This is a genomic window from Microcoleus pseudofavosus SVA1_A4 (assembly GCF_036700565.1).
Lineage (GTDB): Bacteria > Cyanobacteriota > Cyanobacteriia > Cyanobacteriales > Microcoleaceae > Microcoleus.
In genome coordinates, this window is the sequence record NZ_JAUBPE010000002.1 from 54888 (window position 1) to 69756 (window position 14869).

The 14869-nt window shown below is 45.9% G+C and carries 18 protein-coding genes; 8 read left to right on the forward strand and 10 right to left on the reverse strand.

The window, feature by feature from the left end; translation table 11 throughout:
• Nucleotides 1–56 precede the first annotated feature (56 nt).
• Complete coding sequence (locus tag QUA02_RS01165) at nucleotides 57–1418, reverse strand: alpha/beta hydrolase family protein (protein ID WP_333024620.1); 1362 nt, start codon at nucleotides 1416–1418, stop codon at nucleotides 57–59.
• Nucleotides 1419–1553: 135 nt separating this feature from the next.
• Between QUA02_RS01165 and QUA02_RS01170 the strand changes: the two genes are divergently transcribed.
• The 5 genes from QUA02_RS01170 to QUA02_RS01190 all read left to right on the forward strand — a co-directional run bounded on the left by QUA02_RS01170 (nucleotide 1554) and on the right by QUA02_RS01190 (nucleotide 4339).
• Entirely contained in the window at nucleotides 1554–1757 is a 204-nt protein-coding gene (locus QUA02_RS01170) for a DUF8624 family small hydrophobic protein (RefSeq protein ID WP_333024622.1), read from the forward strand.
• 4 nt (nucleotides 1758–1761) lie between these two features.
• Nucleotides 1762–2298 (forward strand): GNAT family N-acetyltransferase, encoded by a 537-nt coding sequence (locus QUA02_RS01175; RefSeq protein WP_333024623.1) that lies wholly within the window; start codon nucleotides 1762–1764, stop codon nucleotides 2296–2298.
• 148 nt (nucleotides 2299–2446) lie between these two features.
• Complete coding sequence (locus QUA02_RS01180) at nucleotides 2447–2590, forward strand: hypothetical protein (RefSeq protein WP_333024625.1); 144 nt, start codon at nucleotides 2447–2449, stop codon at nucleotides 2588–2590.
• 29 nt (nucleotides 2591–2619) lie between these two features.
• On the forward strand, nucleotides 2620–3366 hold the full coding sequence (locus tag QUA02_RS01185) for a HEAT repeat domain-containing protein (protein WP_333024627.1): 747 nt from the start codon (nucleotides 2620–2622) through the stop codon (nucleotides 3364–3366).
• A gap of 40 nt (nucleotides 3367–3406) precedes the next feature.
• Nucleotides 3407–4339 (forward strand): Rpn family recombination-promoting nuclease/putative transposase, encoded by a 933-nt coding sequence (locus QUA02_RS01190; protein ID WP_333024631.1) that lies wholly within the window; start codon nucleotides 3407–3409, stop codon nucleotides 4337–4339.
• A gap of 35 nt (nucleotides 4340–4374) precedes the next feature.
• Here the strand turns inward: QUA02_RS01190 and QUA02_RS01195 are convergent, their stop codons facing one another.
• The 7 genes from QUA02_RS01195 to QUA02_RS01225 form a co-directional block, all read right to left on the reverse strand.
• A complete protein-coding gene (locus QUA02_RS01195; protein ID WP_333024633.1) occupies nucleotides 4375–5148 on the reverse strand; it encodes a class II aldolase/adducin family protein in 774 nt (257 codons plus the stop codon).
• Nucleotides 5149–5210: 62 nt separating this feature from the next.
• A complete protein-coding gene (locus QUA02_RS01200; RefSeq protein ID WP_333024634.1) occupies nucleotides 5211–5903 on the reverse strand; it encodes a hypothetical protein in 693 nt (230 codons plus the stop codon).
• Nucleotides 5904–6074: 171 nt separating this feature from the next.
• Entirely contained in the window at nucleotides 6075–7334 is a 1260-nt protein-coding gene (locus QUA02_RS01205) for a BaiN/RdsA family NAD(P)/FAD-dependent oxidoreductase (RefSeq protein ID WP_333024637.1), read from the reverse strand.
• 12 nt (nucleotides 7335–7346) lie between these two features.
• A complete protein-coding gene (gene rd, locus QUA02_RS01210; RefSeq protein WP_333024639.1) occupies nucleotides 7347–7505 on the reverse strand; it encodes a rubredoxin in 159 nt (52 codons plus the stop codon).
• A gap of 238 nt (nucleotides 7506–7743) precedes the next feature.
• Nucleotides 7744–8511: a ChaB family protein gene (locus QUA02_RS01215; protein ID WP_333024641.1), complete on the reverse strand. Its 768-nt coding sequence runs from the start codon at nucleotides 8509–8511 to the stop codon at nucleotides 7744–7746.
• 172 nt (nucleotides 8512–8683) lie between these two features.
• Complete coding sequence (locus tag QUA02_RS01220) at nucleotides 8684–9055, reverse strand: DUF5615 family PIN-like protein (RefSeq protein WP_333024644.1); 372 nt, start codon at nucleotides 9053–9055, stop codon at nucleotides 8684–8686.
• Complete coding sequence (locus QUA02_RS01225; RefSeq protein ID WP_333024646.1) at nucleotides 9055–9345, reverse strand: DUF433 domain-containing protein; 291 nt, start codon at nucleotides 9343–9345, stop codon at nucleotides 9055–9057. The genes QUA02_RS01220 and QUA02_RS01225 overlap by 1 nt, the downstream gene beginning before the upstream one ends.
• 79 nt (nucleotides 9346–9424) lie before the next feature.
• Here QUA02_RS01225 and QUA02_RS01230 point away from each other — a divergent pair, with 79 nt between their 5' ends.
• From QUA02_RS01230 to QUA02_RS01240, 3 genes are all read left to right on the forward strand, one after another.
• Entirely contained in the window at nucleotides 9425–10114 is a 690-nt protein-coding gene (locus QUA02_RS01230) for a polysaccharide deacetylase family protein (RefSeq protein WP_333024648.1), read from the forward strand.
• Nucleotides 10115–10118: 4 nt separating this feature from the next.
• The gene (locus QUA02_RS01235; RefSeq protein ID WP_333024650.1) at nucleotides 10119–11108 is read left to right on the forward strand and encodes a DUF6263 family protein; all 990 of its coding nucleotides are present in this window, start codon (nucleotides 10119–10121) and stop codon (nucleotides 11106–11108) included.
• An 85-nt stretch (nucleotides 11109–11193) separates the two neighbouring features.
• Complete coding sequence (locus QUA02_RS01240) at nucleotides 11194–12675, forward strand: S-layer homology domain-containing protein (RefSeq protein ID WP_333024652.1); 1482 nt, start codon at nucleotides 11194–11196, stop codon at nucleotides 12673–12675.
• Between the two features lie 79 nt (nucleotides 12676–12754).
• Here the strand turns inward: QUA02_RS01240 and QUA02_RS01245 are convergent, their stop codons facing one another.
• Nucleotides 12755–14005 carry a sulfotransferase family protein gene (locus QUA02_RS01245; protein ID WP_333024654.1) on the reverse strand — a complete coding sequence of 417 codons (1251 nt, stop codon included), beginning with the start codon at nucleotides 14003–14005 and terminating at the stop codon, nucleotides 12755–12757.
• Nucleotides 14002–14853 (reverse strand): hypothetical protein, encoded by an 852-nt coding sequence (locus tag QUA02_RS01250; protein WP_333024656.1) that lies wholly within the window; start codon nucleotides 14851–14853, stop codon nucleotides 14002–14004. The genes QUA02_RS01245 and QUA02_RS01250 overlap by 4 nt, the downstream gene beginning before the upstream one ends.
• Nucleotides 14854–14869: the final 16 nt, after the last annotated feature.

Genomic DNA, 14869 nt, shown 5'->3' on the forward strand with positions numbered 1-14869 from the left:
ACAAAACCAGTCACGCTTTCGCGCCACCCAAACTACCAACTTTTATCGCACTAAATCTATACAAAATCCGCCCGCGTAATATCGCTGGCCACTACGCCTCTGAGAGTAGCAAGAATTTCCCCAGTAATTGGGATAGTAATTAAAGCTCCGTCAACACCTTGACTTACTCTAATTTGAGGAAAAGTTAGACCCCGCGACAGTGCAATTAAATCTTCACTATCTTGAAAATCTACAATCACATCTGCTCCGCCGCCGGATTCCAATACAAAGCGATCGCGCCCCGCGCCGCCAATTAAAACATCGTTGCCAAACTCGCCGGAAATCAAATCGTTTCCGTCGCCACCGTCCAAATAATCGTTATCTCTGCCACCGTACAAGAAGTCGTCGCCATCACCACCGGTGATGCTGTCATTACCTCGATTGCCTCTGAGAGTATCGTTACCGCGGTTGCCGATAATTGTATCCTCTCCAGCGCCGCCAGTAGCAGTATTGTTGCGATCGTCCCCTGATAAATAATTCGGTTGCAAGGGAGCTAAACCGTATTGCATTTGTCTGATTAACTGCACAAAAGAAAATTCTGGTGCTGTTCTCAAACTCTCTGCACCCGCTCTGGTTCTGATTGCGATTGACACATTGGGCAAGGCAAAATTCATCGCAGCGATATACTCGTTAAAATCTGAGTCGTTGTTATAAGCAAACTCGGGACTGTTTAATTGTTCTACAGAAATTTGCCTCTGGAAAAAACCCGCTGGCGGAGCAGTTAACAAATTTTCGGTTCGATGTTTTGCTAAAACAGTTAAGGGATTAATACTCGGGTCTGTAAAACTTTGAATAAATACTTTTCCCGGCAGAAATGCTTCGCCAAACAAGCTGACGAAATCTCCGCTGACAATGTAGTGATTGACATTTTTGTTGCCGACCCTGCTGAGATTTCTCCGAAAATTGTTGAATGTACTCGCTGACACTCCCGGAGAGTTGAAAGTAAAGATATCGCCGGTAATAGATGTGTATTCGCTCGCTACAATTTGAGCGACTGCTCCGCCCCAACTGTGCCCGATGACATCGGGCAATAACTTGCTGGGGTTTTTACCAGTATTTTGACCGATTTCTGTGAGCCAGTTTTTGATATTATCTTTGTTGTTTTCAAATTCGGGTAAGCCTATATCCCTGGAGTCTGAAAACAGAGCTTCGCCGTCGATGAAATCTGTACCTCGAAATACGAGGACGGGCGGTTTTTGGGGATCGGATGAAGCGAAGCCGATCGCATAAAAGCCGGTTTCTAGATCGTCGAATATGCGATCGATATAGTAGCCGTTAGTATTCAGGAAACGCGAAACTTCATTTTGCGCGTTGGGCTTTTGATTTAAAAAAACAATTGATTTAGCCAGAGCTTCATAAACAGCAGGCGAGGCACTCATAATATTATATTTTGTGTTTGTTGGTATTTGCGATCGCTCAAGCTTGAGCTAAGTGTCCAATGGCAGCCATTATAGCTGACAAGATTTTTATGGTAGACTTGATAATATCAACTCAAGAATCAAGTTTTTGCGGTTATGGCTATCATTCGTCAATACATTGCTCCATTTATAGCGATATTAGTATTTTTCGCGGCTCTGGTAGCAGTCAGCGCTCGCATCTTTTTGCCGGCTGACATGGCTGCCCCGGCGCCGATTGAGGAAGCGATCCCCCAAAAGCAAGCGGCAGCAGTCAATCCAATTTTCTTGGGGCTAAATTATGCCGATATCCGTGTCCGCTGAGCTGATGTCTGCTCAACTGATACCGGGCTACTGGCTGCGATCGGGATCGGGACTCGATCGGGCAAAACTGCTAAAGTTCCTGCACCGGACTTACCGAGAGCTTTATCCCGATCGGGAATTGGAACATTTAGCTCAAACTGTCGAGCAGTATTTTTCTAACCAGACGCCGGTTTGGTGGGTAGAGTGCCAGAAAAACAGCCAGGAAGAGGCAGAAATTTTGCCCGTGCTTCCCTCGGGGTATCTCAATCCCCAATCTCAAGTCCAAAATCTCAAATCGGTTGTGGGATGTTTGTGGTTGGGAAATGCGATCGACCAAGCTACCGGAGCGCGCCACGCTCACATTTTTCTGCTCTACGTAGCACCGGAACACCGCCGTCTGGGGATCGGTGCAGCTTTAGTTATTCATGCTGAAAATTGGGCGCGGGAAAGGGGCGATGGGCAAATTGGTTTGCAAGTTTTTCTGAACAATCAGCCGGCGATGAATCTCTATCAAAAATTAGGCTATCAGAGCCATTCTGTCTGGATGATCAAATCCCTTTGAAAAATAAATTCTACTGGTTTGGAATCAGGACTTTAGTCATTATTCATCCAAATTATGAAGACTGAAGTCCTCAACTACAAACTTAAGTAACAGCAGAGATATTCCTTTGTAGTAACTCATATGTTGCACCATTCTCAATTAGCCTTTTATGAACAGGCAAGATGCCTGTTCCACAAAAGATAAATTTTCTCGCTTCACAGGCATCTTGCTGACAATGGTGCAATATCTCAGTAGTAAGGTACTGCGCGCGCACCCTACAATTATTGACTGCCAACTGACGCTTGTTGCTTAGGAGCATCCTCAGTGCGGTAAAGTTTTTTTATGAACAATAACGACTACCCCAACGCCCTTGATACTGACACGGAACTGGAAAGCCCTTTGGATCAATTTGACGAATCCGAACCCCCGCTGCCAGATCCAGAGGAAATGCTGCCTTTGCTGGAATCCCCGGAACCTGGGCACCGGATGATTGCGGCGCGGGCTTTTTGCGAACTGCAAGACGATCGAGCAATTTCGCATTTAATTAATTTGTTGAGAGACGGTTGCCCCTTGGTGCGGGTGAGCGCGGCCTATGCTTTGGGACGAAATCCGAGTCCCGATGCTGTGCAACCGCTGATTCTTCAGCTCAACCGCGATTGGAACGGTTACGTTCGCAAAGGGGTAGTTTGGGCCCTGGGAAATTGCAGAGATCACCGCGCTTTGCCATCTTTAATTGATGCTCTAAAAACTGATATTTCGGCGGTGCGTTTGTGGGCGGCGAGTTCTCTGGGTCAAATGGCAAAAGTTGGTTACTATGTCGTAATTGCTGCGATTCCGCCGTTGATTGAAGCGCTGCGGGGAGATGCTGTACCTGCTGTGCGGAGCAACTGCGCTTGGGCGATCGGGCAACTGGCCCGCGAATTGCCGAATAATGTAGTGTACGCTGGGGCGATCGATGGTCTGATTGAAGCTTTAGAAGAAGATGAAGATATGGGGGTGCGGGAAGATGCTAAATCTTCACTTTTGCGAGTCGGAGATCCCCGAGGTTTGCACATAATTGAAGACTTAGAAATGGAAGGACTTTTGTGATATAATTACCATCATTAAACACCTTTACTAATTACCCTTTATGGAGTTCATCAACCCTAAGACCGATTTTGGCTTCAAAAAAATCTTTGCCTCGCCCCAGAGCAAAGAAGTTTTAATGAGCTTTCTCAATGCTATGCTCTACAACGGAGAGCCAACAATTAAAGACTTAGAAATCATCGATCCATACACCGCACCGAGCATTACTGGGTTAAAAGACACTTACCTAGATGTCAAAGCGAAAATTACAGGCAACAAAACTGTAATTATCGAAATGCAGGTCATCAATGTAGAAGCTTTTACTAAGCGCATCATATACAATGCAGCCAAAACTTACGCAACTCAACTCAAACCGAGAGAAGGCTACTCAAAATTAAATCCTCTCATCGCTCTCACGATTACAGATTTTATCCTGTTTGAGAACACCGAGAAATTTCTGTCACACTTTGTCTTCAAAGAAGTGGAAGAAAATTTTGAGTATTATAGAGAAATCGAATTAGTGTTTCTTGAACTTCCCAAGTTTAACCAAAAATTAGAAGAAGTTCAAAGTCTGATTCAAAGCTGGGTTTATTTTATAAAAAATGCTCCTAACCTAGACGAAATACCGGATATATTGGCATCAGTACCAGAAATTCAAACAGCTTTTAACATCGCTAACAGGTCTACCTTAAACCTGGAGGAGTTAGCATCATTAGAAAAGCGGGAAATGTTCTTTGAAGACCAACGCGGTGCTGTTATTAAGGGGATGCAAGAAGGTCGCCAAGAAGGTCGCCAAGAAGGTCTAATTGAGGGGCAAACAGCTTTAATATTGCGTCAAATCGCGCGGCGCACTGGCGAAATCCCGCCTGAAATTCAAACTCGCATCCAGCAGTTATCTCCAGAACAATTAAATGATTTAGGAGAAATCTTGCTAGATTTTACCAGTCAAGAGGATTTGATAGCTTGGTTGGAATCGGTGTCAGCGCTGCAGCAGTAAGGACACGGCACTGCCGTGTCCCTACAGATAATGTGCTAATCTAATAAGTCAGGTTCCCGGCGTATTATCATGTCGTAAAGCGGTTGAAAGCTAAACCATCCCATGCGGTGAGACCCTACTTGCTGCTGTGTTAAACGCGCACATTCTGGCTTGATGAGAATTGGTTTTCCTGCTGCTTCGGCCATTAACTGCGCTTGACAAGAACGTTCCATTGAAATAAACCACCAAGCTGCTTCATCTACTGTTTGACCTACTGTTAAAAGTCCGTGATTTTGTAAAATAATAGCTTTTTTCTCACCTAAAGTTTTGGCGATGCGTTTAGCTTCTTCGATTTCCAAAACAACTCCGGTGTAATCGTCAAATAAAGCTTGGTCTTCATAAAAAGAACAAGCATCTTGCGTCAGCGGGTCAAGCAGGCGGCCGAGTGTTGACCAACTTTTGCCGTAGGGAGAATGAGCGTGCGCTGCTGCGATTACCTCGGGGCGGGCGCTGTGCACTTGGGAATGAATGGCAAATGCTGCTTCGTTGACGGGTTTATTTCCTTCAACAACTTCGCCTTTGTGGTTGACTAAAATTAGGTCGCTGACTCGAATTAAACTAAAGTGCATCCCAAAAGAATTGACCCAGAAATGGTCTAGGTGTTCGGGGTCGCGGACTGTGATGTGTCCGGCAATTCCTTCGCTGAATCCGAAGCGGGCAAATAATCGGAATGCCGCGGCTAAACGTTGTTTGCGGTGGCGGCGTTCTTCTTCAACTGAGTTGAATGTTGGGGGTTGAATGGTGACTTTTGGGATTTTTAATGCGACCATAGATTTGGAATTGGGAATTGGGCATGGGGCATGGGGCATGGGGCATTGTTGACTGTTGACTGTTAACTGTTAACTAATGACTGCTGACTACTGACTTTTTCGCTGAGGCGCAAACCTGCTATGTTTTTGCAGTCGAAAGTGGCGTTGTTTCCGGGGCGGCGCTCGATTAATTCGATGATTTGTCCGGCGGGGTTTTGCAGAAACCACTGGGTTAATGAGCCGTAATCTAAGGGTCGATCGGACAGGGGTTTGAAGTTTTTATTTTGCCATATTGTAGCAGCATTCTGCACGTTTTCGACTCGAATCGCAACGTGGTGAACTGCTGCTAATCCTCTTTCTTGCTGGAAGCGGTTTTTTTGGTCGCCGGCTGCGTGGGGCGCATCTAATACTACTAAGCCGCCCGCTGGCATTAATAAGGTCATTAAATGCAGCCACAAATCGGAGGGAACGTTAATGTTTCCCGAACAAAAGTTGATCGGGAACAAGTCGGGGCCTTCAACTGTTTTGGCACCGAAGGGGTGAAAAGATTGGGCGTATTTTTCGAGTGCGCTGCGGCTGGGAAATGTGATGACAAAGTGGTCGATCGCAACTTGTTCGCCGTACAGGTGCGTTTCAAACGTCCAGGCTGTTAAAAATTCGGGAGTGATAAATTTGGGGTTGAATTCCAGCAAGCCATTTTTTTCGATGAAAGGTGAGTCAAGATGGCCCTCAAGGTTGCGATCGAACTTTAGGGTTTTTAGATTCAAGTTTTTCATGTATCTCACCCGATGTTAACTCCGCAAAACTGCGAATTTTGTCTGCAAGCCGAAGTGGAAACACATTTGTGCGCCTTAATTCAAAAATAACACAAAATTTAATACAGGCAAGCCGATCGCGCGATCGCAACTCCTAAACCTTGATTGACCAATCTAAAATCTAAAATAGTATCATTTGCCGATCGCCAGCCCGGCCAACCAGGCTGTAGTCCAGGCACTTTGGAAGTTGAAACCGCCCGTCACGCCGTCGATATCCAAGATTTCGCCAGCAAAGAAAAGTCCCGGACAGCGGCGGCTTTCCATTGTCTTGAAATCGACTTCTTTGAGGTTGACACCGCCGCAGGTGACGAATTCTTCCTTAAATGCGCCTTTTCCTGCAATCTGATATTCGCCTTGAACGAGCTCTTGCAGGAGGCGATCGAGGGTTTTGTTAGATAAGTCGGCCCAGCGTTTTTGGTCGTCAATGCCGATCGAACTTGTCAAACGTTCCCAGAGGCGGCGCGGCATCGGAAACGGACAGCTAGAGACGATTAATCGGTGCGACAACTGCGATTTAACCGCTATTAGTTGCTGCCGCAAAACCTCCGCATTGTACTGGGGAAGCCAATTAATCAGGACATTCGTCTTATAATGGCGATCGTGCAAAAATCTCGCACCCCAAGCCGAAAGTTTGAGTACAGCAGGCCCGCTTAAACCCCAGTGAGTAATTAGCAAAGGCCCACTTTGTTCTAATTTAGCTCCCGGCAATTTTACCTTAGCATTAGGAACAGAAATTCCGGCTAAATCTTTGATTCTGCTGTCGGAAATATTAAAAGTAAATAGAGAAGGAACGGGCAGTTCTACAGTATTACCTAACTCTTTTGCCCACTTAAAACCCGAGGGATTGCTACCTGTAGCGAGAAGAATGCGATCGCACTTAAATCTCTCCCCCGATTTCAACTCAATTTCAAACCTAGGGGCGGTGTCCCCCTGTTCGTCCTCTGCGGTGTTCCCCGTTAATTTCTTTACTGAAACTACTGCATCGCCGGTGCGAATTTTTACGCCTGCATCCTCAGCAGCCCGGATCAAACAGTTAACAATTGTCCCCGAATCGTCTGTAATCGGAAACATTCGCCCGTCTTCTTCTGTTTTCAACTTCACACCGTGACCTGCAAACCATTCAACAGTATCGCGGGGCTGAAATCGAGTAAAAGCACCGCGCAGAGCTTTCCCTCCTCTGGGGTAATTCTGCACTAAAACACCGGGGTCAAAACAAGCGTGAGTGACATTGCAGCGCCCGCCGCCAGAGATGCGAACTTTTGCCAGGAGTTGCCGGCCAGCTTCTAGTAAAGTGACGCGGGCTTGCGGGTAGGTCTTGGCACAGGTAATTGCACTAAAAAAACCCGCAGCACCGCCGCCAATGACTGTAATTTTGAGGATTCGATCGGACAAATTTTTTCTCGCTTATTCTGGTTCAAAATCGGATTTTACCGCCCCGCAAGTGGGACAAACCCAATCGTCGGGGATATCTTCAAAAGGAGTACCCGCCGGTATTCCCCCGTCGGGGTCGCCTACTTCTGGATCGTAGACGTAATTGCAAACTGTACAAACGTATTTTTGCATTTGCTTAACTCAACTTTATATTGTAAGCCTATAGATTGTACTTGACAACGCAACCTAATGCAATACCACTTTCAAACAGTAATGAGACTTTCGGTAATTCCCAAGTCTTTACGAATTAAGTTTTGCACAATCTTCAAATCTAAAATCTAAAATCTAAAATCTAAAATCGTCAAAGCCTCCAGAACCGCATTTCTAGAGGCTTGATTGTATTTTTTATTAGTTTGCTGCGATTGGAAGACTAGACTTTTGCTAAAGGCTTAGTCCAAACGCCGTTTTCATCTTCTTCGTACTGCTGGTGAATGGCGTTCCAAGCGGTGTGTTCCGCTTGTATCGAGTCGTTGCTTTCGTCAAATGCGGCGTTGTAGGATTCCATAAAGGTTTTTTGAGCAGCTTCCGACAGGTGCGATCGCACTTCGGGAGACAAATCTGCCGGACTATTGCAGCGACCTTTGACGGCGCGCGGCAAGGTCATCTCGCTAACTGAAACTTCTTCGCCGCCTGCACTTTCTAGCAATAGTTGAAATTCGCCCGATTTATCGGCGGGAACTTCTGCCATCACGAGAAATTCGCCTGCTTCAACGCGGGTTTGATAGATAGTTGCTTTCTCTTCCGGCATTCCCAAAGCGACCAAAGCGGAAACTAGACCCGCGCCGGCCGAACCTGCGATCGCGCCGCTAGCTGCACCCAACAGTACCGCACCCAGCGGGCCCGCCGAGACTACTGCACCGACAAAGGGAATAAATAGCACGCCGACGCCTGTTAGCAAGCCCAAAAAAGAACCGAATAAGGAACCAAAAATCGCCCCGCTTCGCAGACCGCCTAATATCACATCTTTTTTAGTAATAAAGCCGGCAATTTTAGTTTTAGATTGAAAGTTTTTTCCCATTACTGAGATGTGGTCGCGGGAAACTCCGCGATCGAGCAAGCGCCGAATTACGCCGTCTAATTGTTCTTCTTCCTTAAATACGGCTGAAACTGTTCGTTCGGCTAAATATTCCTCGGTCATTTTTCCTCCTCGATCGTTTCTCGATTAGTTATGCTGGTTTTCAGTATAGGAGGACACCGCAGGGCGATCGCATCGACCGCGAGATAGAGGTCGATGCGATCGGATATAGTTTGAGGCTCTATCCAAAGAGTTAAGGAATTTTGTAAGGGCGATGCTCATCTATTACAGATAGTTATTTAGCTCTAATATAAGCCCCCAAATATTCGAGTTGATTTATCATTTCCTCTGCTGACTTAGCCGCCATAAAATTCAATATTCCCCGCCACTGAGCGCCTACTGAGTAACTTTGTTTAGGTACAACAATAATTCCTGAATGAGTTCTTTTTTGTTCAGCAAAAGTTCTGTGCAAACGGCAGAAATCTCCCATGTTAGAACTGTAAATGACGCGCCCTTGCTCAGTTGCCCAGATTAGCTGCTCCTCATCTGAAGAGCTAAGTTTGTTCGCGTCTGAGGTAGTCATCACCTCTACAGCAGAATTACGCAAAGATTCTACCAACGAAAGGTTACCAGAATCTTCATCAATATAGAGACGAATTTGACTCACTATAACTTACCTGCCATGTATTCAGCTTCCCAATACTTGCAATCTTCGTAGTACGCTGCTATCTCCGCCTCAACTTCATCTTTATTAGCGTGATAATAAGCCAAGCCTGCATAAATTTGTGCTAACGTCAAATGCGGAAATTCTTCAGCAATTTTTTCAGGAGTCATTCCTGCTTTGTAGTCAATTGCTATGCTCCGAACGGACATTCTTGTACCTGCGATGCGAGGGAGGCCACCGCAAGTTCCCGGCGTGCGGACAATTAGCGTTCCAATATCAACGGCAGTTGTCATATTTACCTCGATTGAGTTAACTTTATTCTATTGTAACGCAGCTTCATTTCTACCCGATCGCATTTATCAAGGTTAATCAATGCCACTAGCACCCCTGTTTCCTGTCGTTCATCCCATCCTCAAATCTGCTTTTCCCAGATGTCTGTGGACGGGAGATAGCAGCAGCCGAGAAATAGCCCTCACATTTGACGACGGGCCGCACCGGCAGCACACACCTCAACTGTTAAAAGTTTTAGATAAATATGACATAAAAGCTAGTTTTTTCTGGCTGGGATTTTGCGTTGACAGGCATCCAGACACGGCTAAAGAAGTTTGCGATTGCGGACACTGGATCGGCCTCCACGGCTATCAGCATATATCGTTTGCCAAACTCAAAACCCACGAACTAAAACAAAGTTTAGAAGACACGCAAAAAGCAATTGCCAAAGCTTGCGATTTAGACCCAAAATTAATTCGGGACGTGCGGCCGCCCAACGGCATTTTTACGCCGCGAACATTAGAGTTATTGCAACAGTGGGAATATCGCCCTATAATGTGGAGTGTCGTCCCGGAAGATTGGGTGCGACCGGGGGTTAAGAAAGTTATTAGTCGCGTCGTGCAGCAAACTGAAAATGGATCTATTATTGTACTGCACGACGGCTATTGCGGTGGCGAAGATGTTGCAGCGTCTGCTGATAAAATAATTCCATTGCTTTTGTATAAAGGTTACAAATTCGTGACAGTCGATCGACTGTGGCAACACGCAAACATTCAAATAACAGGAAATTAAGTTAATGAAAAGAACACTGTTTATTGCATCTCTTTGTTTGGCGAGCGCCGGATGGGCGATCGAGCTTTCTCCTGCTTCCCTCAGTGCTGAAACTCCACTTGTAGTTCAGCAGCCAGCCCGTGACGCAGCCGCGCCTGCTGCCAACTCGAAACCCCCTCAAGAAGTCGAATTGCTAAATCCGGGAGTAGAACCCCGACAACAGTTGCGTTTAAAGCCAACTTTAGGTATCAAAAAAACGACAACTATGGTCGTTAAAATGGAGATGGTAGTGTCCACAGCAGACAGAAGTATGAATGTGAATAAAGTTCCGACAATGGTCTTAACTATAGACACACAAGCCACTAAAATTGATGCCAATGGAGATATTCACTACGAGTTTTCATACGCTAACGCGGATATTGCTGGCGACGATCCAAATTTGCCAACTGCCGCCCTGGATAGTATGCGATCCGCAGTCAAAAAGTTAGCTGGATTGAAAGGTTCTTTCATCATGGATAGTCGAGGCGCTAATAAAGGAGGTAGCTTTACTTTGCCACAAGAAGCTGACAACAACGTCAAAAAAATGGTTCAAAATATGTCTAAATCTTTACAACAGCTTGCCTCACCTCTGCCGACAGAAGCAGTTGGCAAAGGAGCCAAATGGCGCATCTCTTTTCCATCTAATGTCAGTGGCATGAATGTGAATCAAACTGCTACCTATGAATTGATTGGCTTGCAAGATGGAGTTGCCACTCTCAAAACTCGTGTAGAACAACAAGCAAATCCCCAAAATTTGACTTTACCCCAATTACCTGCTGGCTCTACTATGACCCTAAAATATTTTGCGTCTCAGGGTGAGGGAGAAGTTATAATGCGACTGGAGCAATTAATGCCTGTTCGTTCGGTCGTCTCTATCAATTCTAATTCTGAAATTACTCTTAAAGTTGCAGGTAATCCAGAAGAATTAACAATGAAAACAAAGTTGCTGATGGAGATGACTTTGGATTCTAAATAAGCGCTCGATCGGGTTAGAATAGCTGATACTATGTAAAGTTTGCGTGAGTTTCGCTCGCAGATTTGGTGACAAAGGAGGATGCTTTATGGTTCGATCGCACAGATGGCAAGCTATCATCGCTTTAGTGGTAGCCCTGGGGATAATCATCGGGAATTTAGTATTTCCGGGTCTGAATGTAGCGCCGGCATTTGCTCAAGCCAAATTTAAGGATGTTAACGACCATTGGGCGCAAGCTTGCATTGAGGAGTTAGCAGAGAAAAAAATTATCAGCGGCTACTACGAAGACGGCACTTTTCGCCCGAATCGCCCAGTCAGCCGCGCTGAGTTTGCGGCAATGATTCGCATGGCTTTTCCCGATGCCAAAACCGTCCGCAATCCGATCGACTTTGCAGATATTCCCACGAATTACTGGGGTTTTAAAGCAATTCGAGAAGCTTATCAGACGGGTTTTATGTCTGGATACAGTGGCAGTATCTTTAACCCCACTTTGAATGTTACCCGCTGGCAGGTTTTGGTAGCTTTAAGCAGCGGCTTGAAATATACGCCTGCGGGGCCGGCGGCTGAGCTTTTGGATGCGACTTTTGAGGATGCACCGGAAATTCCCGAACTCGCAAGAAATGCGATCGCCGCCGCCGCAGAAAAACAACTTGTGGTCAATTATCCCGCCGTCAAACAGCTAGAACCTACGCGCAATGCTACTCGCGCCGAAGTAGCAGCTTTTCTCTGTCAGGCGATCGCCAAACCCGGTCAAACTGCCTTAGTTCCTGCCCAATATATCGCCCAAGTTCCGCCGGATGCCGGCCCGCAGAGAACTACAGAAATCTCGGAATCGGGGAAAGTTCGGGCAGAAGTTTCTTTCGTGAAGGAAGGAGAAAATGGTAAAAATCTCCGCATCAAAATTATCCGCAACGGTAAAACTTTATTGGAAGAACCAGTGCTGATTCCGACTCGTTCTCTAGTAGATAATCCCGACCAAAGAGCCAGCGAAGAAATATCAGAAGGACGTTTGTTATCGCTGCTAATTCGCGATTTGGACGGCGACAAGGAACCGGAAGTGCTAGCAGATTTAGTGTCAATCAAAAGCGGTGTCCGCTGCTGCAATTATTCGTTTATTTACCGCTACGATTCTGGAGCTAACAAATACACTCATATCAAGCATTTCTGGGGCAATGTGAGTTACGAAATTGTCGATTTTGGCAAAAATGATATCCCAGAGTTCAAGAGTCAGGACGGGCGATTTGCGGAAGCTTTTACTAATTACGCTGATTCTCGCTTCCCGCTGCAAGTTTGGCAGTATCGCGCCGGAAAAATGCAAGATGTTAGCAAACAGTATCCGGTGGAAGTATACACAAATTCTGCTGAGCTTTGGCTGGAATCTAACAAGCGTCTGAGTGAAAATGGGGAGGTGAAAGGGGTTTTGGCGGCCTTCATGGCGAACAAGTATGTCATGGGCCAGGAGGCGGAAGGTTGGCAGTTGTTGGAGAGGGTTTATCAAGGGCGCGATCGCACTCAATTCTTTGGGAAGTTGCTGGAGTTTTTGGTAAGTACGGGTTATGCTAGTAAGTAGATTTGCAGGTCTTTAACCGCAGATTTAAGCGGATTAAGGCTGATAATATCTGTGGGGGCGGGTTTATTTAAATCTTTAGTTACAGCCACGTATGGTGGGTGAAACCAGCCCCTACAGAATTCAAATATTCATCTAATTTGCGATTGTGCGGCTGAAAATACTCGCGCAATCGCTGGCTGACAACATCATCCGCAGGCTGATAATCACCACCGTTGTACTTTTGATAATTCCCCAGTTGAAAATCTGGCAAATGTAAAAACTCAAAAACTTGTTTGAGTGTCGCAGCCGGATTGGCATAAAATTTTTCACTCTGCAAAATCAAAAACTGTTCCCTGGGAAAAAGTTTCATCCACTCTTTGAGACTGCAAGCATAAAGACTCTTATAAATATAATGACAATCTTTCCAATGATTTTTATCTTCTAAGCTGGTTTCTGTTGCGCCATCAAGCAATTGCAACTCGGAACCGATCGCCTTTTCAAAACTTCTGCCTTCCGTACCGCGTCTCACTAGCATTTGATAGTGCGAAAAAGCCCGATTGACCGGATTTCTCAAAATTACAATCAGCTTAACTTTGGGCAAACAACCCTGCAATCTTTCCGCAGCCAGCGGGTGAGTCAGATAAGTCGGAGTTGCTTCTCCTGTCAAAAAATGATGCGCGTCTATGGGCGGCGGGAAATGCGATCGATACCAAGCTATTCCCTTGTTGAAATGTTCTGAAAAAAAACAGATTTCTTTATTGGCAGCAGGTAAAATCTGAGGGTGCGAAGTGATATATTTGTAGAGAGAAGTTGTGCCGCAGCGGGGAGAACCGATGATAATGAACTCTGCCGATCGCGATGAGGCCCAATTCCATTCTACTTGCGACAATTCCGGGCGAGATGCGACTGTTTGCAAGCGGACTGCTGTTTGAAAAAGCGCGATCGACTCCTGGATTTTTCCCTGCTTGCTCAGCGCTACAGCCAAGTTAATGTAAGCTAATGGAAAATTTGGCAAAATCTCGATAACTTCGCGGTAAAGAGCAACCAGGCTGTCAATCAAAGGAGAATCTTTAGGCAGCGGCGCGTACAGCAAGGGGAAGTAAGCAGCAGTAAAGTTTGGTTGTAGGAGAATGGCTTTTTGGTGACAGGCGACAGCTTCTGCAATTTGCCCGTTTTGTTGCAGCGCTTTTCCCAAATTGTGGTAAGCTGAGGGCGAATTGGGATTTTGGGCGATCGACTGTTCGTAAAGGGCGATCGACTCTTGCAATTTTCCCTCATCCTTCAAACTATCTCTAACAGTATCTGTAAAAGTGCGATCCTCTTCGAGGGCTTCGCTAACGGCAAAACTCATGCTGGAATCCTGTAATAACCGCGCATCATCACCTTAACATCTAAATGCTTCATTTCGGCAGTAGAAGCATCGTGAATCATATTCTCAGTCGGTGCAATATAAGCCTCGCCCGGTGCAATTCTCAGCTTCACCACCGGATATTCTGGATAGCGCTGCATAAACTCATTGGTTAACTGTCGCGTCCAAGGTTTTCCAACATCAGAATCAGGGCACCCCAGCCTTTCAAAAATGTCCATCTCAGTCAAATTCACAAACAACAAATAACGGCTGTCCCGCCCTAAATTCACGCAAATCCGATTAGTAGCCTCCTGCTTTTTAGCCAGCGGCAACCCGTCCCAATTATCAGTATGCAAACCGTTGCGGCAGCCCCGTTTATTATCAATTGTTGCCGTACTCAATCCCGGTTGCCTGCCTCCCATACCGTTAATAATCGGCGGCGCATCCGACAGACAAAAAGGCTGAAAATACTCAATTAATTTATCCAGCGCCTGCCGACATTTTTCATGCGATTTAAACTCAGCAACCTGTAGGGGAGTTGTTAGCGAAGCGATACCAGAAGCAGCAAACAAAGCTAAAACATCCGCAGGTAAACGCACAATTCCTACACCCGAATATTGCGGCGGCGGTTCATGAACCCAAAGCAGTGCAGACTCTGCTGGTGTTGGTTCCCTCCAAGGTTCTTTTGGCATAAAAGCCCCTTCGCAATACGGAATGCGATCGGGTACGCTGTCAAAAGCTAGCTGCGTGCCCGAACTCAGCCACACTCGAATTGGGAACTCTTTCTCTGTAGTTTCTGAGTCCAGATTTTGGCAGCGATAAATTACTATACTTTGACGGAGACTGGACATTATTTAATATTGATTA